Annotated in this window: 16 protein-coding genes; 14 read left to right on the top strand and 2 right to left on the bottom strand. The window is 63.8% G+C overall.

The features are described from left to right. The first annotated feature begins 165 nt into the window (after positions 1–165). From FJW04_RS28525 to FJW04_RS28460, 14 genes are all read left to right on the top strand, one after another. On the top strand, positions 166–573 hold the full coding sequence (locus FJW04_RS28525) for a DUF3168 domain-containing protein (protein ID WP_015318629.1): 408 nt from the start codon (positions 166–168) through the stop codon (positions 571–573). 170 nt (positions 574–743) lie between these two features. Beyond that, a complete protein-coding gene (locus FJW04_RS28520) occupies positions 744–1,043 on the top strand; it encodes a hypothetical protein (RefSeq protein ID WP_140718139.1) in 300 nt (99 codons plus the stop codon). A gap of 78 nt (positions 1,044–1,121) precedes the next feature. Continuing rightward, positions 1,122–1,787 carry a response regulator transcription factor gene (locus tag FJW04_RS28515; RefSeq protein ID WP_015318627.1) on the top strand — a complete coding sequence of 222 codons (666 nt, stop codon included), beginning with the start codon at positions 1,122–1,124 and terminating at the stop codon, positions 1,785–1,787. Positions 1,788–1,815: 28 nt separating this feature from the next. Then, on the top strand, positions 1,816–3,204 hold the full coding sequence (locus FJW04_RS28510) for an ATP-binding protein (RefSeq protein ID WP_246674052.1): 1,389 nt from the start codon (positions 1,816–1,818) through the stop codon (positions 3,202–3,204). A 186-nt stretch (positions 3,205–3,390) separates the two neighbouring features. Further along, positions 3,391–3,831, top strand: coding sequence for a hypothetical protein (locus FJW04_RS28505; protein ID WP_041163489.1), 441 nt, complete (start codon positions 3,391–3,393; stop codon positions 3,829–3,831). A gap of 121 nt (positions 3,832–3,952) precedes the next feature. Then, positions 3,953–5,089, top strand: a complete 1,137-nt coding sequence (gene ccmI, locus FJW04_RS28500) for a c-type cytochrome biogenesis protein CcmI (protein ID WP_140618550.1) — start codon at positions 3,953–3,955, stop codon at positions 5,087–5,089. A gap of 8 nt (positions 5,090–5,097) precedes the next feature. Next, positions 5,098–5,541 (top strand): cytochrome c maturation protein CcmE, encoded by a 444-nt coding sequence (gene ccmE, locus FJW04_RS28495; protein ID WP_015318623.1) that lies wholly within the window; start codon positions 5,098–5,100, stop codon positions 5,539–5,541. A 31-nt stretch (positions 5,542–5,572) separates the two neighbouring features. After that, positions 5,573–7,558, top strand: a complete 1,986-nt coding sequence (locus tag FJW04_RS28490; RefSeq protein WP_140718135.1) for a heme lyase CcmF/NrfE family subunit — start codon at positions 5,573–5,575, stop codon at positions 7,556–7,558. Beyond that, positions 7,555–8,022: a cytochrome c-type biogenesis protein gene (locus FJW04_RS28485; protein WP_015318621.1), complete on the top strand. Its 468-nt coding sequence runs from the start codon at positions 7,555–7,557 to the stop codon at positions 8,020–8,022. The genes FJW04_RS28490 and FJW04_RS28485 overlap by 4 nt, the downstream gene beginning before the upstream one ends. Before the next feature lie 132 nt (positions 8,023–8,154). Then, a complete protein-coding gene (locus FJW04_RS28480) occupies positions 8,155–9,705 on the top strand; it encodes a Do family serine endopeptidase (protein WP_140718133.1) in 1,551 nt (516 codons plus the stop codon). 354 nt (positions 9,706–10,059) lie between these two features. Then, positions 10,060–10,734 (top strand): response regulator transcription factor, encoded by a 675-nt coding sequence (locus tag FJW04_RS28475; RefSeq protein ID WP_041163488.1) that lies wholly within the window; start codon positions 10,060–10,062, stop codon positions 10,732–10,734. An 8-nt stretch (positions 10,735–10,742) separates the two neighbouring features. Further along, a complete protein-coding gene (locus FJW04_RS28470) occupies positions 10,743–12,218 on the top strand; it encodes an ATP-binding protein (protein WP_140718131.1) in 1,476 nt (491 codons plus the stop codon). Further along, positions 12,218–15,178 carry a bifunctional [glutamine synthetase] adenylyltransferase/[glutamine synthetase]-adenylyl-L-tyrosine phosphorylase gene (locus FJW04_RS28465; RefSeq protein WP_140718129.1) on the top strand — a complete coding sequence of 987 codons (2,961 nt, stop codon included), beginning with the start codon at positions 12,218–12,220 and terminating at the stop codon, positions 15,176–15,178. Before FJW04_RS28470 ends, FJW04_RS28465 begins: the two co-directional genes overlap by 1 nt. Positions 15,179–15,228: 50 nt before the next feature. Then, complete coding sequence (locus tag FJW04_RS28460; RefSeq protein ID WP_140718127.1) at positions 15,229–15,702, top strand: hypothetical protein; 474 nt, start codon at positions 15,229–15,231, stop codon at positions 15,700–15,702. A 45-nt stretch (positions 15,703–15,747) separates the two neighbouring features. On the opposite strand, the gene FJW04_RS28455 is transcribed toward FJW04_RS28460, so the two are convergent. Both FJW04_RS28455 and pepN read right to left on the bottom strand, forming a co-directional pair. Further along, a complete protein-coding gene (locus tag FJW04_RS28455) occupies positions 15,748–18,069 on the bottom strand; it encodes a PAS domain-containing sensor histidine kinase (protein ID WP_140718125.1) in 2,322 nt (773 codons plus the stop codon). 196 nt (positions 18,070–18,265) lie between these two features. Beyond that, positions 18,266–20,911: an aminopeptidase N gene (gene pepN, locus FJW04_RS28450; protein WP_140718123.1), complete on the bottom strand. Its 2,646-nt coding sequence runs from the start codon at positions 20,909–20,911 to the stop codon at positions 18,266–18,268. Positions 20,912–21,111: the final 200 nt, after the last annotated feature.

Here is a 21,111-nt window from a genome sequence, read left to right as displayed (position 1 = left end):
GAGATTGTCGGCAAGTCGTATTTTCGAGATCATCGGCGTTCATGATTCCGATGACGAATCGCCATCGTCTTCGCGTGGCGAACCGCTATATCTGAGAAGGGATGCGGACATGGGCAGGCTTTGGAAAAGCATTGTCGGTGGCGCAACGGCTTGAGGAAATGGACGATGACCGCGCCCGGCGATTTGCAGCAGGCCCTGTTTCTAAGATTGAAAAGCGATGCGTCGCTGTCGGCGCTGCTGGGTGGCGCCGGACTGCTCGAGCGGGCAACCGACAACGTCGCCTTTCCCTATGTGACTTCAGGCCAGACTTCTGCCTTTGACTGGGACACCGGCGCCGAGAACAACGACGACCAGCTGATCACGCTGCATGTCTGGTCGAAGGCGCATGGCGAGGCCGAGACGCGGGCGATCATGGATGCCATCAAGGCGCGGCTTGCCGGAGCGGTGTTGGTTATAGGCCCGCGTGGCCAGACGCGGCTGTCGCTGGAATTCAGCGAGGCGCGTTACGATGAGGAACTCCTTGTCCACCATGGCCTGCTGCGATTCCGTGCGCTGACGCAGGAAAACGCCTGACGCACTTTCAATATCACCGAAACGGAGTCTAGACTGAGCTTTCGCGGGTTTCACTGGGGGGCGGTGAAATCCAAGATGTCTGTCTCGCGTTGCAGGGGTGTGGCGAGCATGGTTTCAGGGCCGTTCACTGTTCATTTCACGTTCAGCACCGATGCGTTACAACGCGGGTCATGAAAACGCTTCGCTCCCATTTCCGAACCGCGACCCTGGCGCTTAGTGCCGCCGGGCTGTTTGCGTCGCAGGCAATGGCGATACCGGTCATCGAGCCCAACCAGGCCAGCCCGATCGTCCTGGCTGCATCCGACTGCTATGCGATCGGTCAGCAGGTGGCTCAGCAGAATGGCGGAACGCTCGCCAAGGCTTCGGCATCGACGCGTGGCGGCCAGCCGGTCTGCGTCATCGTCGTGCTCGTGCCCGGCAAGGACGGACAACGTCCGCGCCGCTCCGAAATCGTCGTTCCGCAGAACTGACCGCTCTTCCCTCCGTTTCCCAGGCCGGCGGAATCGGCCTATATCTGAAATCTTCAATCAACAGGCATTGGTCCCCGTATGCGCGTACTCGTCGTCGAGGATGACAAGGATCTCAACCGGCAGATCTCGGATGCGCTGGTCGATGCCGGCTATGTCGTCGATCGTGCCTTCGACGGCGAGGAGGGCCATTTCCTCGGCGACACAGAGCCTTACGATGCCGTTGTGCTCGACATCGGCCTGCCGCAGATGGACGGCATCAGCGTGGTCGAGCGCTGGCGTCGCGGCGGCCGCAAGATGCCGGTGCTGATCCTGACCGCGCGTGACCGCTGGAGCGACAAGGTCTCCGGCATCGACGCCGGCGCCGACGACTACGTCACCAAGCCGTTCCACATCGAGGAGGTGCTGGCGCGCGTCAGGGCCCTGATCCGCCGCGCGGCCGGCCACGCCTCGTCGGAACTGACCTGCGGGCCGCTGCGTCTCGACACCAAGGCTTCGAAGGCCGATGTCAACGGCGTGCCGCTGAAATTGACCTCGCACGAATTCCGGCTGCTTGCCTATCTGATGCACCACATGGGCGAGGTCGTTTCGCGCACCGAACTGGTTGAGCATCTCTACGACCAGGACTTCGACCGCGATTCCAACACCATCGAGGTCTTTGTCGGACGATTGCGCAAGAAGATGGGCATCGACATGATCGAAACCGTACGCGGCATGGGCTACCGCATGCGTGAGCCGGAGGCGTAAGGCGGAACCGCTCCCCACCAACCCGACCGTGGGCAGACGGCTCTCGCTGCGCGCGTGGCCGCGATCGCTGACGTTCCGCGTCATCGCCTTCTCCACCGTGTGGGCGATCCTGACCCTGGTCGTCATCTTCACCCTGATCACAACGCTCTACCGGCAGGCCAGCGAGCGGGGCTTCGACAGTCTATTGTCGGCGCATCTGTTCAACCTGATCGGCTCCATCGGCATCTCCGACAGCGGCGCGTTGACCGGCTCCCCCGATCTTGGCGATCTCCGTTTCTCGGAACCGAATTCGGGCTGGTACTGGTCCGTCGAGCCCGCCTCGGAAGGCGTTCACGGCGATCTTCACTCGTCGTCCATGACCCGGACCATCCCGTCGCCGGACGTGGCGGATGTTCCCTTCAACGCCAATTTCCAGCGCAGCTATGCCGCGCAAGGCATCAATGGCGAGGAGCTGGTCGTGTTCGAGAGCGAATTCGTTCTCGACGCGAAGAACCGCGCCGCGCGCTTCCGCGTCATGGGCAACAAGACCGAGTTGGAGCAGGAAATAGCAACGTTCCAGCGCCGCCTGCTGACCTATCTCAGCCTGTTCGGAATCGGCATGATCGCCATCAACGCCATCGCCATCCTGCTCGGGCTGCAGCCGTTGCGCAGGGTCCGGAACGCACTCGCCATGGTGCGCGAGGGCACCGCACAGAGGCTCGACGGCCGCTTCCCGGCCGAGATCGAACCGTTAGCCAACGAAACCAACGCCTTGATAGAAAACAACAAACGCATCGTCGAGCGTTCTCGGACCCAGGTCGGCAACCTCGCCCATTCCTTGAAGACACCGCTTGCCGTTCTGCTCAACGAGGGCCGGGCGCTTGGCGGCGCCAAGGGACAGTTGATCGCCGAGCAGGCCGCCTCCATGCAAAAGCAGATCGACCATTACCTGCAGCGTGCCCGCGTCGCGGCGCAGCGCGACAGCGTCGTCTATCGCACGCCGGTGGCACCGCTGGTGCAGCGCATGGTGCGCGTTTTGCAGAAGCTGAACCCGCGGACCAGCCTGTCGCTGTCGCTGCCGGCCACCGAGATCGTCTTTGCCGGCGAACGCGAGGACCTCGAGGAACTGCTTGGCAATCTTCTCGAAAATGCGGTGAAATGGGCAGGGAGTGCTGTCGCGATCTCGGTCGTGCCCTTGGCCGGCAAGGATGAGAGCCTGTTTGAGATCAGCATCGAGGACGACGGACCGGGGATTCCCGAGGATAGGGCCCGTGAAGCGCTGAAGCGAGGGCGGCGCCTCGATGAGACCAAGCCTGGGACGGGCCTGGGCCTTGCCATTGTCGCCGATCTCGTCAACGAGTATGGAGGCGTCCTGGCACTCGAGCGGTCCGGCATGGGCGGACTGAAGGCGACGGTGCGATTGCGGAGCCTGCAGTAATGCTACCCAGGCCAATCGGCAGCAATGGAAGGCGCATCTTGTGGCGGCATATCGATTGACCCCAGAGCAGCCGCCAGTGGCCAAATTTCCGACAAATATCAACACTATGGCCACGCCTACTTCTCCGATGACGCGGCCCCCGGCGCATCCATGGCAGGCTCCAACTCAAGAAAACCGGTTGTTGGCATGAAGATTCGCGTCGCGCTTGTTTCCGCATTGCTGGCCGTGTCGGGCTGCACCACCTTGAGCGGCAAGGGTCCGACCGTGGCGGCGACACCGGCCTCGACGCCTCCGGCCGGCGGCAAGGTCGTTACCAAGTCGATCATCTCCGCCATGGGCGGCGGCCTCATTGGCGGGTCGATCGGCAACGGTCTGAGCGACACGGAGAAGCGCAGCGCGCTCGAGGCCGAATACAAGGCGCTCGAATACAACACCAGCGGCCAGAAGGTGACCTGGAAGGGCGATCAGGCCTCACGCTATGGCGAGGTCGTCCCTGCCCAGCCTTACCGCGTCGGTTCGCAGGATTGCCGCCAATACACACAGACGGTGTTCACGGGCGGCGCCAGCGTCACGGCGCACGGAACAGCCTGCCGCAATGCCGACGGCAGTTGGACGCCATTGACCTAGCCAGCCGGGTCTCGTTGCGATCCGGCCGGTGGATTTCGATCGCGACATTCGGCGCGTGCCGTCAAAGCGTCGCAGGATGCCTGTGTTGGCAGGGCAGGGCTCTGCCGTTATTGGAAGAACCATGCTGTTCTGGGTCATAGCCGCAATTCTCACGCTGGGCGCCAGCCTGGCGGTGCTTTTGCCGTTGGCTGGTGCCTCCAAGGGCGCATCATCGAGTGGCGATCACGATCTGGAAGTCTATCGCGATCAACTGTCCGAACTCGACCGCGATGCCGGGCGCGGTTTGATCGGGCCCGCTGAAGCGGCCGAGGCGCGCGCCGAGATCGCCCGCCGCATCCTTCGCCTGGGCAACGCGGATATGGCGGCCAAGGCGTCCGGCAGGTCATCGGGCACCGTACGGCTTGTCGCGACCGTTGCGGTGCTGGCGGTTCCGTTGGTCAGTTGGGGGCTCTACAGTCAGATCGGCTCGCCTGACCTGCCGTCGCAGCCGCTCAGTGAGCGGTTGGCCAAGAACCCCGCCGACAGTTCGGTCGATGAGCTGGTGGCGCGCGCCGAGGCCCATCTTGCCGCCAATCCTTCCGACGGCAGGGGCTGGGACGTGCTGGCGCCGGTCTATCTGCGTATGCAGCGCTTTGCCGACGCCGCGGCGGCCTACCGCAACGCCATTCGCCTGGACGGCGACAGCGCTGTCCGTCAGGCCGGTCTCGGCGAGGCGATCGCCGGTGCGGCGGGCGGCATTGTTTCGGCCGATGCCCAGGATGCCTTCGAGGCGGCCTTGAAGCTTGATCCGGCCAATGCGAAAGCCGGTTTCTATCTGGCCATGGCACTGGCGCAGGAGGGCCGTGGCAAGGAAGCGGCCGCGGCCTGGCAGGCTATGCTTGGTACGCTGCCGCCGGATTCGCCGTGGCGCGGCGCTGTCGAACAGGCGCTGGCCAAATCCGGCGGCCCGGAAGTCGCCTCCGGCACGACCGCGAAAGGCCCCGATGCCGCCGATGTCGACGCGGCGTCCTCCATGTCGCAGCAGGACAGGGAAGCCATGATCAATACCATGGTCGCCGGCCTCGACGACAAACTTCGTCAAAATCCGCGCGACCCGGAAGGATGGATGCGGCTGGTTCGTTCCTATGTCGTGCTGGGCAAGGCCGATCAGGCGCGCGATGCGCTGGGCCGCGCCATCGCGGTCTTTGGGGCCGATAGTGACGAAGCCAAGAAATTCACCGCCTTTGCCGCCTCGCTCGGCTTGACGGCGACGGAGTAGAATTGGGTATGACGCGCAAGCAGAAACGATTGTCGGTGATCGCGGGCGGATTGGTTTTTCTGGGCGCCGCCACCGGGCTGACCTTCTATGCGCTTGGCCAGAAGGCGTCCTATTTCTACATGCCGGCCGATCTGACCACCGCCAGCGTTCAGCCGGGCCAGCGCATCAGGCTCGGCGGTTTGGTCGAAAAAGGCACCATCCAGCGCGGCCAGGGCGCAACGGTTGCCTTTTCGGTCACCGACACCCACAAATCGGTCAAGGTGACTTATACCGGCATCTTGCCCGACCTTTTCCGCGAAGAGCAGGGTGTCATCACCGAGGGTACCTTCGGCCCTGACGGCGTCTTTGTCGCCGACAGCGTTCTGGCCAAGCACGACGAGCGCTACATGCCCAAGGAAGTAGCCGACGGCCTGAAGGCCAAGGGCGTCTGGCAGGAGAGCAAGAGTGAGTAACTCTGGCGGAAGAGAAGCGTGAGTCGCGCGAATGGTTGAAACCGGACATTTCGCCCTGGTTCTGGCGTTCGCGCTTTCACTGGTGCAGACGATCGTGCCGCTGTTTGGCGCGCGGCTGAACAACCAGCGCCTGATGGCGGTCGGCGGTCCGGTCGCGGTGACCGGTTTCGCGTTGACGGCGCTGTCCTTCGCGGCCCTTGCGAGCGCCTATGCAAGCTCTGATTTTTCCCTGGCGAACGTCTGGGAGAACTCGCATTCGCTGCAGCCGCTGATCTACAAGATCACTGGAACCTGGGGCAATCACGAAGGTTCGATGCTGCTCTGGGTGCTGATCCTGACCTTCTTCGGCGCGCTTGTCGCCGCTTTCGGCTCCAACTTGCCGGCGACGCTGCGCGCCAATGTGCTCGCCGTGCAGGGCGCTATTGGCGCTGCCTTCTTCCTGTTCATCCTGGTGACCTCCAATCCCTTCATCCGGCTCAATCCGGCGCCCATCGAAGGCCGCGATCTCAACCCGATCCTGCAGGATCTTGGCCTCGCCATTCACCCGCCGATGCTCTATCTCGGTTATGTCGGCTTCTCGATCTGCTTTTCCTTCTCGGTCGCCGCCCTCATCGAGGGTCGCATCGATGCCTCCTGGGCGCGCTGGGTGCGGCCATGGACGCTGGTCGCCTGGATGTTCCTGACCGGCGGCATCGCCATGGGATCGTACTGGGCCTATTACGAACTCGGCTGGGGCGGTTTCTGGTTCTGGGATCCGGTCGAGAACGCTTCCTTCATGCCGTGGCTGGCTGGCACCGCGCTGCTGCATTCGGCCATCGTCATGGAAAAGCGCTCGGCGTTGAAGATCTGGACGCTGTTGCTCGCCATCCTCACCTTCTCGCTGTCGCTGCTAGGCACCTTCCTGGTGCGTTCGGGCGTCCTGACTTCCGTCCATGCCTTTGCCACCGATCCGACGCGCGGCGTCTTTATCCTGTGCATCCTGACGCTGTTCATCGGTGGCTCGCTGGCGCTGTTTGCGCTGCGCGCCTCGAAGCTGACGGCAGGCGGTCTGTTTCACCCGGTTTCGCGCGAAGGCGCGCTCGTCCTCAACAATCTGTTCCTGACCACGGCGACCGCCACGGTGCTCGTCGGCACGCTCTATCCGCTGGCGGTCGAGGCTTTTTCGGCCGACAAGATTTCGGTCGGAGCGCCGTTCTTCAACCTTACCTTCGCGCCGCTGATGGTGCCGCTGCTCGTGATGGTTCCCTTTGGGCCGCTGCTGGCCTGGAAGCGCGGCGATGTCTTCGGCGTTGCGCAGCGGCTGATGGCCGCGTTCGCGGCCGCACTTCTTGCGACACTGGTTACGGTCCTGTTCATCGACGGCGCTTCGGTGCTTGCCGCGCTTGGCGTCGGCCTCGGCGTCTGGCTGATCCTTGGCGCGCTGACCGACCTCGCCACCAAGGCGGGGGTCGGCAATGTCGCCGCGCCGACAATGGTCAGGCGTCTGGTTGGTTTGCCACGCTCGGTCTTCGGGACTGCTTTCGCGCATCTTGGCCTCGGCCTGACCGTGCTCGGCATTGTTGGCACGCTCTGCTTCGGGACGGAGAAGATCCTGTCCATGCATGCTGGTGAAACCGTCGAAATCTCCGGCCGCACGGTGCGGTTCGTCGGGCTCTATCCTGCGCAGGGACCGAACTACAGCGAGGATCGCGGGCGTTTCGAGCTGATCGGCGTCAGCGGCAGCCCTGTCGGCGAAGTCAGCTCCGCCAAGCGCTTCTATCGGGTGCGGCAGATGACGACGACGGAGTCCGGCATCAAGACTCTTGGCCTTTCCCAGCTCTACATTTCGCTCGGCGACGAGGGCAAGGACGGCTCGGTCGTGGTGCGTCTGTGGTGGAAGCCGCTGGTAACGCTGATCTGGGGCGGCGGCTTGGTGATGATGGCGGGTGCGGCGATGTCGCTGATGGACAGGCGCCTGCGGGTCGGCGCGCCTTCGCGCCGTCGCAAGCAGGCGGTGGCGCCGGCGGGCATGCCATGAGGGCAAGGCTTTCGGTGACGTCGATAGTCCTGTTGCTGGCATTGTTCTTCGCCGGAACGGCAATGGCGGTGAAGCCCGACGAGATGCTGGCCGACCCGGCACTCGAGGCGCGGGCGCGGGCGCTGTCGGAAGGCCTGCGCTGCATGGTCTGCCAGAACCAGTCGATCGACGAATCCGACGCGGACCTTGCCAGGGACCTGCGTATCCTGGTGCGACAACGCCTTGTCGCGGGCGATACCGACCGGCAGGTGATGGATTATGTGGTTTCGCGTTACGGCGAGTTCGTGCTGCTGAAGCCACGCTTCGATCTGCGCAACGCGCTGCTGTGGGGCACGCCGGTTCTCCTGCTTCTGGCCGGGGGCGTGTTTATAGTGCTCAGTGCGCGGTCGCGCCGGCTTCCGGCAACGGCAGCGCTTTCGGTCGAAGAGCAGGCCGCACTGGACGCGATCCTCCGCCGCGACTGACGGCTGCCGTCGCCCGCCAACATTACCAAAGTTTCATGTGCCGGAAATGGCGTCGTAATGTGCGCTTCCCTAATTCTCGTTCCTTGAGGATGCCGATCAAGGCGCGTCCGCTTGAAAGAGGATAAGAGATCCATGAATATTGCCCCCGATTCATATTTTCGCACCCGCAAGCGTCTTCTGGCTGCTGCCGCGTCTATCGCGGTCGCCGGTGCGATCGGCGTTGGCGCGCTGACCAGCGGAACCAGCCCCGTTCTCGCTGACGCCGTGCGCGTCGAGGCCCCGCAGGTTCCGAGCTTCGCCGATGTCGTGGAGCGTGTGTCGCCGGCCGTGGTCAGCGTCAAGGTCAAGGCCAAGATCCAGCCGACCGCCGATGATGGCTCCGACGATCAGGACGGCCTCGACAATCTTCCCAACAATCCGCAGCTGCGTCGTTTCTTTAAGGAATTCCGCGGCTTTGGCGACCAGGGCGGCCAGAACGACGAAGGTCATCGTCGCTTCGGACATCGCGACCGCAACAACGGCGAGCCGCGCCCGGTAGCGCAGGGCTCCGGCTTCTTCATCTCCGAAGACGGTTACCTCGTCACCAACAACCACGTCGTCGAAGAGGGCACCGCCTTCACCGTTGTGACCAATGACGGCAAGGAACTCGACGCCAAGCTGGTCGGCACCGATCCGCGCACCGATCTCGCCGTGCTCAAGGTCGATGGTGGCGGCAAGTTCACCTATGTCGACTTCGCCGACGATTCCAAGGTTCGTGTCGGCGACTGGGTCGTGGCTGTCGGCAATCCGTTCGGTCTCGGCGGCACCGTCACCGCCGGCATCGTCTCGGCGCGCGGCCGCGATATCGGCGCCGGCCCCTATGACGATTTCCTCCAGATCGACGCCTCGGTCAACCGCGGCAATTCAGGCGGCCCGACCTTCAACCTCAACGGCCAGGTGGTCGGCATCAACACCGCCATCTTCTCGCCTTCCGGCGGCAGCGTCGGCATCGCCTTCGACATTCCGGCCTCGACCGCCAAGCAGGTCGTCGGGGACCTGATGAAGAGCGGTGCGGTGCAGCGCGGCTGGCTGGGCGTCGAAATCCAGCCGGTCACCTCCGACATCGCCGAATCGCTCGGCCTGAAGTCCAACAATGGCGCGTTGGTTTCGAGCGCCCAGGACGACGGCCCCGGCAAGAAGGCCGGCATATCAGCCGGCGACGTGATCACCCAGGTCGACGGCAAGGACGTTGCGTCGCCGAAGGAACTCGCCCGCCTGATCGGCGCCTATTCGCCCGGCAAGTCTGTTGATGTCACGGTCTGGCGCGACGGCAAGAGCCAGACGGTCAAGGTCGATCTCGGCAAACTGCCGGCGAGCGACAAGCAGGCCTCGAACGACCAGCAACGGCAGCCTGCCGCTCCGGCAAAGCCTGACACGCTGGCCGATCTCGGTCTCACCGTCACCAAGTCTGAAAACGGCAAGGGTCTGGTGGTGACAGACGTCGACCCCGACAGCGCCGCCGCCGATCGCGGCATCCAGCCGGGCGACGTCATCACCGCGGTCAACTCGGCGGAGGTCAATGGCACCGAAGACGTCACCAAGGCCATGGCCGATGCGGTCAAATCCGGACGCAAGGCGGTGCTGATGCAGATCACCCGTGACGACAACAACCGCTTCGTCGCGGTGCCGGTGGCCAAGGGCTGAGACGACTTTTCCAATGCGGCGGTTTCAACACCCCCGAGTCGCCGCATGGGGAAAGTAAGAAGGAGAGCCCGTTAGTCAGTCATCGCGCTCTCCTTCAGCGGCAGCGGGCTTCCCATCGCCCGCTGCCGCGCCCGTATGTGGCTGCCCACTCAGGCCCTCGTGCCCGATGCCGGTTGGTCCCGGGTTGCAGGTAACGACATGACCGGGAACTGGCATGTTCGGCCTAATGACGCCACGGAACAAAGATTTTATCGCGTACGCTCTCGATCGTCTTGATCGCGATGCGCTTTGGCAAAGGCTAAAATGCAGATGCCGGCTACTCAACCTTCAAGCGAAATCGCGTATAACGGCCCTATGAAGATTCTCGTCATAGAAGACGATCGCGAGGCTGCGGATTATCTGCAGAAAGCCTTCACCGAAGCCGGTCATACCGCGCATGTTGCGGGTGACGGCGAGACCGGCTTCGCGCTTGCCGATGCGGGTGACTACGATGTGATGGTCATCGATCGGATGATGCCGCGCCGCGACGGCCTGTCGGTTATTGCCGCCCTCCGCTCCAGGGGCAACACGACGCCGGTGCTCATCCTTTCGGCGCTGGGCGAAGTCGATGACCGGGTCACCGGCCTGCGCGCCGGCGGTGACGATTACCTGACCAAGCCCTATGCCTTTTCCGAACTTCTGGCTCGTGTCGAGGTGCTCAACCGACGCGCCAGCGCCAAGGAGGCCGAGACCGTCTACCGGGTTGGCGATCTTGAACTCGACAGGCTATCGCATTCTGTCCGCCGGGCGGGCCGTGAGATCACGCTCCAGCCACGCGAATTCCGCCTGCTCGAATATCTCATGCGCCATGCCGGCCAGGTTGTGACGCGCACGATGCTGCTCGAAAATGTCTGGGACTATCATTTCGATCCGCAGACCAATGTCATCGACGTCCACGTCTCTCGGCTGCGCGGCAAGATCGAAAAGGGCTTCGACAAGCCGATCCTGCATACCGTTCGCGGCGCCGGCTACATGCTGAAGGGCGGCTAGGCGGCGGCATGGCGCTTTCCGTGCCCGCCATCATGAAGACGACGGCCGCGCGGCTTTCGGCGCTCTATCTCTTGCTCTTCGCGCTCTGCGCGGTGCTGCTCGTCCTCTATATGACTTCGCTCTCGGCGCGCATGCTGACCGGGCAGACGCAGGAGACCATCAACGACGAGGTGCTCGGCCTTGCCCGCGCCTATCAGCGCGGTGGCCTTCCCGTATTGGTCCGCGTGGTCGAGGCCCGCTCGCGGCAGCCCGGCGCCAATCTCTATCTGATCGCCGATGCCAACGGCCAGATCCTGACCGGTAACGTGCAGAGCCTCGAGCCGGGCGTTCTCGAAAACGAAGGCTGGACCACCAGCCCTTTTTCCTATCAGCGCTTTGGCGAGGGAGAACTCGACCGTCTACGCAACTTGCCTGCCGACAAGGGGACCGCACAGCCCGACCAGAGCGACACGCAAGCGCAGGGCGAGAAGGGCCACAACGCCATTGCCCTGGTGCTGCGGCTGCCGAACCAGATGATCATGCTGGTCGGCCGCGATCTCGGGGAACCAGAGCGGTTCCGTGCCGTCATCCGCCGTTCGCTGATGCTGGCGCTCGGCATGATGGCCCTGGGTGGCATCCTGATCTGGTTCTTTGTCGGCCGCGCGGCGCTGAAGCGTATCGATGGCGTATCGGAGGCAAGCCGGCGCATCATGGGCGGGGATCTCTCCGGCCGGCTGCCGGTAACCGGCGCCGGCGACGAGTTCGATCGGCTTTCGGAAAACCTCAACGCCATGCTGGCCAGGATCGCCACGCTCAACGAAGGCCTCAAGCAGGTTTCCGACAACATCGCGCATGACCTCAAGACGCCGCTGACCCGGCTGCGCAACCGGGCCGAAGCGACGCTTTCCGGCAAGCAGAAGACATCGGACTATCGACAGGCGCTGGAAGGCACCATCGCCGAGTCCGACCAGCTGATAAAGACCTTCAACGCCATCCTGATGATCTCCCGCCTGGAGGCCGGATACTCTTCCGAGCACACCAGCCGCGTCGATCTGGCGGCGGCCGTCCGTGATGTCGTCGAACTCTATGAGCCGGTGGCCGAGGAGGCTGGCGTTTCGCTGGACGCCGAGGTGAACGGTGCTTTTGTCGTCGACGGCAACCGCGAGCTGATCGGCCAGGCGCTCTCCAACATCGTCGACAATGCGATCAAGTACTCGACCGATTCGACGTCCAAGCCGGCGGTCCGTGTAAAGCTCGAACGCACGCATGGCGAGATCAGGCTTTCCGTCACGGACAATGGCCAGGGCATTCCCGACGACGCCGATCGCGCCCGGGCGACGGAGCGCTTCGTGCGGCTGGAGAAGAGCCGTTCGCAGCCTGGTTCCGGCCTTGGCCTCAGTCTCGCCAAGGCGGTCATGACATTCCATTACGGCCGGCTTGACCTGCTGCCTGGCAATCCAGGACTATCCGTGGTCATGAGTTTCCCGGCACGCGAGGATCACTGATGGCGGCCGTTGCCAAGCGGAGCAAGACAGACTGGCTGCTCAGCCTGGAAACCCCGCTTGTCCCGCTCGACGCGGTTCGGGCACGACAGGAGCTGGCCGAAATCGCGGACGCAGCGCGCGAAGAGGGGCTGACACGGGTGGCCAAATTCCTGGCCGGCAAAGGGAAGGCGCAGGATCTCCTCGCCGCTGTCTTCGACCTTTCGCCATTCCTGCGCGACACGGCGCGCCGCCGGCCGCAAATCCTGGACGGGCTGTTCGACCTGCCGATAGAGGCCCGTCTGAAGGCGATCACCGCCGCGATCGACCAGGCGCCGCTGGCCGAAACGGTCTCGGAATCCGGCCTGATGATGGAGCTGCGCCGGCATAAGGCCGAGGCGCATTTCCTGATCGCGCTCGCCGATCTTTCGGGCGAGGCCGAAACCTCGCTGACCGTAAGGCGGTTGAGCGATCTCGCCGACGCCTGCACCCGCGCGGCAGTCGATTTCCTGCTGCGTGACGCGCATAGCCAGGGCAAGCTCAAGCTGCCCGACCTCGACAACCCGTCGCATCGATCGGGCTGGATCCTGCTCGGCATGGGCAAGCTCGGCGCGCATGAGCTGAACTTCTCCTCCGACATCGACCTCGTCGTGTTCTTCGATCCGGAGGCACCCGCCGTGGTAGACCCTCTCGACGCCACCGACCTGTTCTCACGCCTGACGCGCCGGCTGGTTCGCATCCTGCAGGACCGCACCGAGCACGGCTATGTCTTCCGCACCGATCTGAGGTTGCGTCCCGATCCCGGCTCCACCCCGCTGGCTATCCCGGTTGAAGCCGCGCTTCGCTACTACGAAGCGCGTGGCCAGAACTGGGAGCGTGCCGCGATGATCAAGGCCCGCCCGGTGGCCGGCGATCTCGCCGCGGGCGATGCCTTCCTCAAGGAGCTCCAGCCCTATATCTGGCGCAAATACATGGATTACGCGGCGATTGCCGACGTCCATTCGATCAAGCGCCAGATTCATGCCCATAAGGGTCATGGCGAGATCGCGGTGAAGGGGCACAACGTCAAGCTCGGGCGCGGCGGCATCCGCGAGATCGAGTTCTTCGTCCAGACCCAGCAGCTCATCGCCGGCGGCCGCTTTCCGGAGCTGCGCGGCCGCGAAACCGTGCCGATGCTCGGTCAGCTCGCGGCCCGAGGCTGGATCACATCGGACGCAAGAGACGCACTCGCCCTCCAGTACTGGTTCCTGCGCCGGGTCGAACACGCCATCCAGATGGTGGCCGACGAGCAGATGCACACGCTGCCGGAAGACGATGAAGGGCTGGAGCGCATCGCCCGCATGCTGGGCTTCGCCGACGCCGCCGCGTTCGCCGGGGCCTTCCGTGCCTCGCTGCAGCAGGTCGAGCGCCACTATGCGGCGCTGTTCGAAACCGCGCCCGAGCTTTCGGCCGGCATCGGCAACCTGGTCTTCACCGGTGACGTCGAGGACCCGGACACGCTGCAGACCCTGCACGGCCTCGGCTTTCAGCGGCCGAGCGATATCTGCCGTGTCATCCGCGGCTGGCATTTCGGCCGCTATCGCGTCACCCAGTCGGCGGAGGCGCGCGAGCGGCTGACGGAACTGACGCCGGCACTGCTCAAGGACTTTGGCCAGACGCGCCGGGCCGACGAGGCGCTGGTCCGTTTCGACGAGTTCCTCGCCGGCCTGCCGGCCGGCATCCAGCTGTTTTCGCTGCTGCAGTCGAATCCCGCACTGCTCAAGCTGATGGCGACGATCATGGGCGCGGCACCAAGGCTGGCGGCCATCATCACTCGCCGGCCGCATGTCTTCGACGGCTTGCTCGACCCGGCATTGCTGACCGAGCTGCCAGACCGCGCCTATCTCTCGGGGCGGCTTTCCGCCTTTCTCGAGGGCGACAGGGCCTATGAGGACGTGCTCGACCGCTTACGCATATTTGCTTCCGAACAGAAATTCCTCATCGGTGTGCGGCTGCTCGCGGGCTCGATCGACCCGGCCCGCGCCGGCCGCGCTTTCTCCGATCTGGCGGACCTGACCATTGCGGCGGCGTTGCAAGCGGTGATCGCCGAATTCGCGGTGCGCCACGGCACGATCGCCGGTGGCGTGGTTTCGCTGCTCGGCATGGGCAAGCTCGGCAGCCGCGAATTGACGGCCGGATCGGATGTCGATCTCATCCTGCTTTACGATCACGATGCGGACGCCGAGGACTCCGATGGTGAAAAGCCGTTGGCGCCGTCGCACTACTACACCCGCATGACGCAGCGGCTGATATCCGCGGTATCGGCGCCGACGGCGGAAGGTGTGCTTTATGAGCTCGACCTGCGTTTGCGGCCGTCCGGCAACAAGGGACCGGTCGCCACCCATATCGATGCCTTCAAGAAATACCAGCGCCAGGAAGCCTGGACCTGGGAACACATGGCGCTGTCGCGGGCGCGGCCGATTGCCGGCGACGCCGGCCTCTGCGCCGAGGTTGAAGCGGAGGTCGCCGCGCTGCTCGGTCAGCCACGCGACGCGGCGAAGGTGAAAACCGAAGCTTCCGACATGCGCACCATGATCGAGCAGGAAAAACCGCCCCGCGACCTGTGGGACATCAAGCTCATACCGGGCGGTCTGATCGATCTCGAATTCATCGCCCAGGTGGCTGTCATCACTGGGCAGGTCGAGGCCGGGCCACGCGCCACCGGTACGGCCGAGATCCTGTCTCGTCTGACGCCCCGTTTCGCCAATGCCGTGATCCGGCAGGACCTTGGCGAGGCTTACTCCCTTTATCTGGCACTGACCCAGATGACGCGGCTGTGCCTCACCGGACCATTCGAACGTGACGACGTTCCGCCGGGGCTTTCGGATCTGCTTCTGGCGGTCACCGACCTGCCGGATTTCGGTGTGCTGGAAGCACATCTCAAGGAGACGTCGCAAAAGGTCAGGAAGGATTTCGACCTTCTGCTTCGTGCCGGAGGGTCGTGACCAACGACCGTTCGGCCGCATCGGGGGTGACGATGCAACAGGAGAAAACCATGAGAAAGACAACCAAGCTCGCACTTGCATACATCGCCCTGGCCGGAGCCGTCGGCGGCGCGGCCTATGCCGAGAACCTCGACAGCGCCAACGTGCGTGAGCGCACCATGATGCGGCTCGACAAGGCGATGAAGGACAATGACGGCAAAATCACCTTCGACCAGTTCTCCGATGTCATGGACGCGCGGCTCAAGAAGCTTGTCGCTGACAATGGCGGCAAGCTGACTGTCGCTCAACTCGCCGACGCGCTGGAGAAGGCGCGCTTCGAACGCATGGCCAGGCGCATCATCGCCCGTTACGACAGCAAGGGCGACGGCACGCTGACATCGGATGACATCACCGGCCGCGAAAAGAAGCTTTTTGCGATGCTCGACAAGAACAATGACGGCAAGATCGAGAAGGGCGAACTGCCGAAGGACGGGCGCGATGACCGTCAATGGGATGGCGAAGGCAACGAAGGCGGCGTGCAGTAAGATTTGGTTGATACGGACACCGAGGTCGTCGACCGGAGCCTCCGCTCAGGCCGCGGCCTTGACCGCTGTTGGCGCCTTCTTCACGGGAATGCGCACCGATACGATCGTGCCGACACTTTCGGTCGAGCGGATCTTCAGTGCGCCGCCTTGCAACTCGGCCAGCGAGCGCGAAATGGCAAGGCCAAGGCCGGAGCCGGCATGGTTTTTGGAAAACTGGTTCTGCACCTGCTCGAAGGGGCGCCCCAGCTTGCCGAGGGCTTCCTTCGGGATGCCGCAGCCATTGTCCTCGATCGTCAGCACCAGCGCGCCTGACGTGTTGCGGGCCCTGACCGATATGTGGCCGCCCTGGCCGGTGAATTTCACCGCGTTGGACAGAAGATTGATGACGATCTGCTTGATCGCCCGGCGATCGGCAAACAAAGTCAAGGCGTCGGCAATGCGCGTTTCCACGGTGATCGCCTTCTGCGCCGCCTGCAGAGAGACGACACGCACCGTCTCGCTGATCAGCGGACCGAGGTCGATCTGTTCCTGGTCCAGCGAGAACTGGCCGGCTTCGATCTTGGACATGTCGAGAATGTCGTTGATGACGCCGAGCAGATATTTGCCGCTGCTGTTGATGTCGGTGGCGTACTCCTCGTAGCGCTCCGAGCCCAACGGACCGAACAGCCTCTGTTCCATCAGTTCGGAGAAGCCGATGATGGCGTTGAGCGGTGTGCGCAGTTCATGCGACATGTTGGCCAGGAATTCGGATTTGGCCCGGTTCGCCGCTTCGGCGCGCTCGGTTTCCTTCATGTATTTGCGGTTGAGGTCGACCAGTTCGCGCGCCCGTTCCTCTTCGGCCCGGCGGGCGAGGCTGAGATCATGGATCGTCGCCATCAGCCGGCGTTCGCTGTCGACGAGTTTCTCCTGGTGCAATTTGATCTGGGTGATATCGGACCCGACCGAGACGATGCCACCGTCCCTGGTCCTGAGCTCGTTGACCTGCAGCCAGCGGCCGTCGGACAGCTGCCGCTCGAACGTGGCGCCGCCCTGCGGACCGTTGGTGTTGGCGAGCCGGCGCTCCGAAGCAAAGGCCAGCATACGTTCTTCCAGCGAAGCGCGCGTCACACCCGGCATCACGTCGCGGTCCGAGAGCCCGTTGTCCTGCTGGTATTTGGAATTGCACATGATCAAGTTCTGAGCCGAATCCCACAGCACGAAGGATTCATTGATGTTCTCGATCGCGGTCCTGAGGCGAAGATCGGCCGCTTCGGAGCGCAGCGCCAGGTGGCGCTGCTCGGTGACGTCGACGGCGATGCCGATGAGCTGGATCTCCGGCGCTTCCGGGTCCATGACCTGGGCGCGGGCGCGCATCCACACCCACTGGCCATCGGCATGCCGCATCCGGAACACCTGGTCGATGTGGTCGATCTCGCGCGCGACGATCCTGTTGGCGAGTTCGAACAGGTCGCCATCCTCGGGATGGATGATCTCGTCGACCTCGCCGAAGGACAGCATCGTCTCGCAGGGCTCATAGCCGAGCATGTCGTACATCGAGCGTGACCAGTACATCTTGCCGCGCACCATGTCCCAGTCCCACAGGCCGCAGCGGCCGCGGACCAGCGCCATGTCGATACGCTGATGCGCTTCGACATAGATGCGGTCGGCTGCCTGCGCGCGCGCCGCCTGTCCGAAATAGGCATAGAGGATGATGATCAGCACGCCGGCCGTCAGCACAAACAGGGTGACGTTGAGCGAGACGGTCTTGCGCCACGTGTCGAAGACCGCCTCTTGGGGGACGAGCGCCGCCGCGGCTCCCTTCCTGTCCTTGCTCAGGCTGACCGCCGCGTACCAGTCCTGCCCGCCGATGTTGACCTCCATGACGCCAGCCCGGTCGCCGAACATGAACAGAGGTTGGCCGCCCTGGACGAGGCCGTCGAGCGAATGGCCTTGCCAGGGCACCGAACGCGGCGTCACCGCGGTGATCCTGAAGGCGCTGTCGGTGATGACCAGCACATGGCTGCGGCCCATGGCGCCCTGGCGGCTGGTGGTCTCCAGCAGGTCCTGGGTCGCGCCCGGCAGCGTGTCCGATGTGGTGGCGAGCGAACTGGCGAGCTGCGCGGCGGCTAGCGTCAGGATAGCCTTGGCATCGCGCTCCACGTCGTCGCGCTCGTTCATCAGCGAGATTACACGCAGCGCCGCGATGACGAGCAGGAAGATGACGATGAGGGCCGGTATCGACCGGCGCAGCAGCGGTTCGGCCGCCAGAAGCCGCTTGTAGGCGGGTTCGGCAATGAACCGCGTATTCCCGGCAAGGCCGTCGCCGCGCGTCTCGCGACGCGCAAAAACCATCCCACCGGGCGCGCCCCACGCGTCCGCCTTTGCCATAAATGGCACTCCCCGATTTCAGTATGCCGCATTTCTATGTGCTGGTGATCCGGCAACACCGCACTTCCGAATCGCCATTAAAGAATCAAAGGTGATTCGCCTTGTCCAGTGGTCGGGCGAAAAAAGATTAAAAATCGACTAAAATAATGGGCTTTTAGAACCCTGCCTTCTCCCGCAGGGAAGAAGGCGGGAGCGCCTAAGCCAACGTGCGCTCGACGATGTCGCGCAGATCCGCCGACAGGTTTTCGGCATTGGCGATCGAGACCAGCACTTCCCGAGCCTGGGCTTGCCTGCCCGGTTCGAGCGAGCGCCATGACCTGAGCGCCGTCGCCAGCCTTGCCGCCACTTGCGGATTGCGCTTTTCAACCTCGAGCACCGTTCGTGCGAAGAAGCGGTAGCCTTCGCCGTCGGCGCGGTGAAAGCCGGTCTGGTTGGCGCTGGAGAATGTGCCGATCAACGAGCGCACCCGGTTCGGATTGCCCATCGAGAAGCCGGCATGAGCGGTCAGGGCGCGAACCGTCTCCACCGCCTGCGGCCCAGGCACGCTGGCCTGGATCTGGAACCATTTGTCCATCACCAGCGGGTCGGACGCATATGTCTGTTCGAAAGCCGCCAGCGCCTTGCTTGCCTCCGGCGATCCTTGGTGGCGATGCGCAAGCATGGCCAATGCGGCCGCCCGGTCGGTCATGTTGCTCGCGGACTGGAAATGGCCGGCCGCCAACGCCGCTCCACCTGGCAGCAGCGAGAGATAATCCAGCAGAATGTTGCGCAAGGCACGCCGTCCGGCACTCGCCGCGTCGGGGCTGAAAGCGCTCTTGTCGGCAAGGCTGTCGTAGAGGCCGGAAAATGCCTCGCCATTGGCCATGCCGATCGCCAGCGCAAGCGCCTGTCGGGCCGCATGGATGGCGTCGGGATCGATGTTCTTGCCGATGTCGCGGGCGATGTCGGCGTCTCCAGGCAGCGCCAGGGCCAGGGCCCGATAGGCTGGCTCCAGCGTCTCGTCGCTGGCGATGCTGCCGGCAAGCTCGGTCAGCCGTGGGGCGAAGTCCGGCTGTTTGCCGCCAAGGATCTGGCGGAAGGCAGCGATCAGAGCATCGGTCAACAGCGTGTTGAAGGCCTGCCAGCGCGAGAAGGCGTCGCTGTCATGGCGGGCGAGGAAGTACTGGTCGGCCGCCTTCTGCTCGGCCGACAGCGTCACCGGCGCCGAAAAGCCACGGTTGAGCGACACCGCCGGGCGCTCGGCCACGCCCGAGAAACGCACCACATGGCGACGCTTGCGGACATGGATGACGCCGTCCTCGACGCTCGCGCCCTCGACGCCGCTATACGCGACAGGTTTGCCGCCGGCGCCGATCAGGCCGAAGGCGAGCGGGATATGCATCAGCCGCTTGCGGCTTTCGGAGGGCGTCGGCGGCACCGACTGCTCGATCTCGAGCGTGAATTCCTGTGCGGCCGGATTGTGCGTCGAACTCACCGTCAGGTTGGGTGTGCCCGCCTGATGATACCATAGCGCGAATTGCGACAGGTCGCGGCCGGACGCGTCCTCGAACACCTTTATGAAATCCTCGATGGTCGCGGCCTCGCCGTCGTGGCGTTCGAAATAGAGGTCCATGCCGGCGCGAAAGACCTCGGCCCCGAGAATGGTGCGGATCATGCGCACCACTTCGGAGCCTTTCTCGTATACCGTCGCCGTATAGAAATTGTTGATCTCGCGGTAGCGGCGCGGCCGCACGGGATGCGCCAGCGGGCCCTGGTCCTCGGGAAACTGGTGGGCCCGCAGCGTGCGCACCTCGGCGATGCGCTTGACAGCGCGCGAGCGCTGGTCGGCGGAGAACTCATGATCGCGGAAGACCGTCAGCCCTTCCTTCAGGCAAAGCTGGAACCAGTCGCGGCAAGTGATTCTGTTGCCTGTCCAATTGTGGAAATATTCATGCGCGATGATCGCCTCGATATTGGCGAAATCGGCGTCCGTCGCCGTCTCCTGGTCGGCCAGCACGTATTTGTCGTTGAAGATGTTGAGGCCCTTGTTCTCCATCGCGCCCATGTTGAAGTCCGACACGGCGACGATGTTGAAGACGTCGAGGTCGTACTCGCGGCCAAACGCCTCCTCGTCCCATTGCATCGACCGCTTCAGCGCGTCCATCGCGTAGCCGGCGAGCGCCTCCTTGCCGGGCTCGACATAGATGCCGAGCTCGACCTTACGGCCGGACTTGGTGACGAAATTGTCGGCCACCTGGCCGAGATTGCCGGCCACCAGCGCGAACAAATAGGATGGTTTGGGGAAGGGGTCGTGCCATGTGGCGTAGTGCCAGCCTTCGGCGAGATCGCCGCTCTCGACCGGATTGCCGTTCGACAGGAGCAGCGGCGCCTCGTCGCGTCGCGCCTCGATGCGCACCGTGTAGACGGACAGGATATCGGGGCGGTCGAGGAAATAGGTGATGCGGCGAAAACCCTCCGCCTCGCATTGCGTGCAGTACACGTTGTTCGAGCGGTAAAGGCCCATCAAGGCCTCGTTGCCGGCTGGGGCCAGTTCGGTTTCGATCAGCAGTTGGAAACGAGGTGCCGCCGGCGGTTTGAGCAGGGTCAGTTGGTCGGGGCTCGTCAGCAGATCCGCCGGTCTCACCACCTTGCCGTCGACCTCGACGCGTTTGAGCGTCAACCCATCGCCGTCGAGCACCAGCGGAGCCGACGTGGATATGTCCTCGCGGCGTTCGACGGTCAGTATCGCGGCGACGACCGTTGCCTGCGGCGAAAGACGGAATTCAAGGCTGGTTTCCGGAATGAGGTAGTCGCTGGGGCGATAGTCCTCGAGTTTGAAGACCTGGCCTGTATCGGTGCGCATTCCCTGGCTTTTCCTGTCTTTTCCGGGGACCGGACATGATCTGACCGGTCCAAAAATTCGAAGTCCGCGCTCTTTACACGAAACACTCCCTCGACAAAACTGCGGCAGGGCCTAATTCAGGTCATCCTTTCCTTGTCGCGAGGCAGTCATGACGGCCGTCACACCGAAATTCGGGATGGGCGCTTTCGTTTGGCGCCCCG

Source organism: Mesorhizobium sp. B2-7-3, assembly GCF_006440715.1.
Lineage (GTDB): Bacteria > Pseudomonadota > Alphaproteobacteria > Rhizobiales > Rhizobiaceae > Mesorhizobium > Mesorhizobium australicum.
This window is presented reverse-complemented; position numbering and strand designations above follow the sequence as displayed.

What these genes read in the sequence shown, in the direction of transcription:
- FJW04_RS28480 (WP_140718133.1), top strand. Translation starts at nt 8,155, where the DNA reads ATGAATATTGCCCCCGATTCATATTTTCGCACCCGCAAGCGTCTTCTG.
- FJW04_RS28465 (WP_140718129.1), top strand. Translation starts at nt 12,218, where the DNA reads ATGGCGGCCGTTGCCAAGCGGAGCAAGACAGACTGGCTGCTCAGCCTG.
- FJW04_RS28505 (WP_041163489.1), top strand. Translation starts at nt 3,391, where the DNA reads ATGAAGATTCGCGTCGCGCTTGTTTCCGCATTGCTGGCCGTGTCGGGC.
- FJW04_RS28490 (WP_140718135.1), top strand. Translation starts at nt 5,573, where the DNA reads ATGGTTGAAACCGGACATTTCGCCCTGGTTCTGGCGTTCGCGCTTTCA.
- FJW04_RS28475 (WP_041163488.1), top strand. Translation starts at nt 10,060, where the DNA reads ATGAAGATTCTCGTCATAGAAGACGATCGCGAGGCTGCGGATTATCTG.
- FJW04_RS28525 (WP_015318629.1), top strand. Translation starts at nt 166, where the DNA reads ATGACCGCGCCCGGCGATTTGCAGCAGGCCCTGTTTCTAAGATTGAAA.
- ccmI (WP_140618550.1), top strand. Translation starts at nt 3,953, where the DNA reads ATGCTGTTCTGGGTCATAGCCGCAATTCTCACGCTGGGCGCCAGCCTG.
- pepN (WP_140718123.1), bottom strand. Translation starts at nt 20,911, where the DNA reads ATGCGCACCGATACAGGCCAGGTCTTCAAACTCGAGGACTATCGCCCC.
- FJW04_RS28520 (WP_140718139.1), top strand. Translation starts at nt 744, where the DNA reads ATGAAAACGCTTCGCTCCCATTTCCGAACCGCGACCCTGGCGCTTAGT.
- ccmE (WP_015318623.1), top strand. Translation starts at nt 5,098, where the DNA reads ATGACGCGCAAGCAGAAACGATTGTCGGTGATCGCGGGCGGATTGGTT.
- FJW04_RS28485 (WP_015318621.1), top strand. Translation starts at nt 7,555, where the DNA reads ATGAGGGCAAGGCTTTCGGTGACGTCGATAGTCCTGTTGCTGGCATTG.
- FJW04_RS28515 (WP_015318627.1), top strand. Translation starts at nt 1,122, where the DNA reads ATGCGCGTACTCGTCGTCGAGGATGACAAGGATCTCAACCGGCAGATC.
- FJW04_RS28470 (WP_140718131.1), top strand. Translation starts at nt 10,743, where the DNA reads ATGGCGCTTTCCGTGCCCGCCATCATGAAGACGACGGCCGCGCGGCTT.
- FJW04_RS28455 (WP_140718125.1), bottom strand. Translation starts at nt 18,069, where the DNA reads ATGGCAAAGGCGGACGCGTGGGGCGCGCCCGGTGGGATGGTTTTTGCG.
- FJW04_RS28460 (WP_140718127.1), top strand. Translation starts at nt 15,229, where the DNA reads ATGAGAAAGACAACCAAGCTCGCACTTGCATACATCGCCCTGGCCGGA.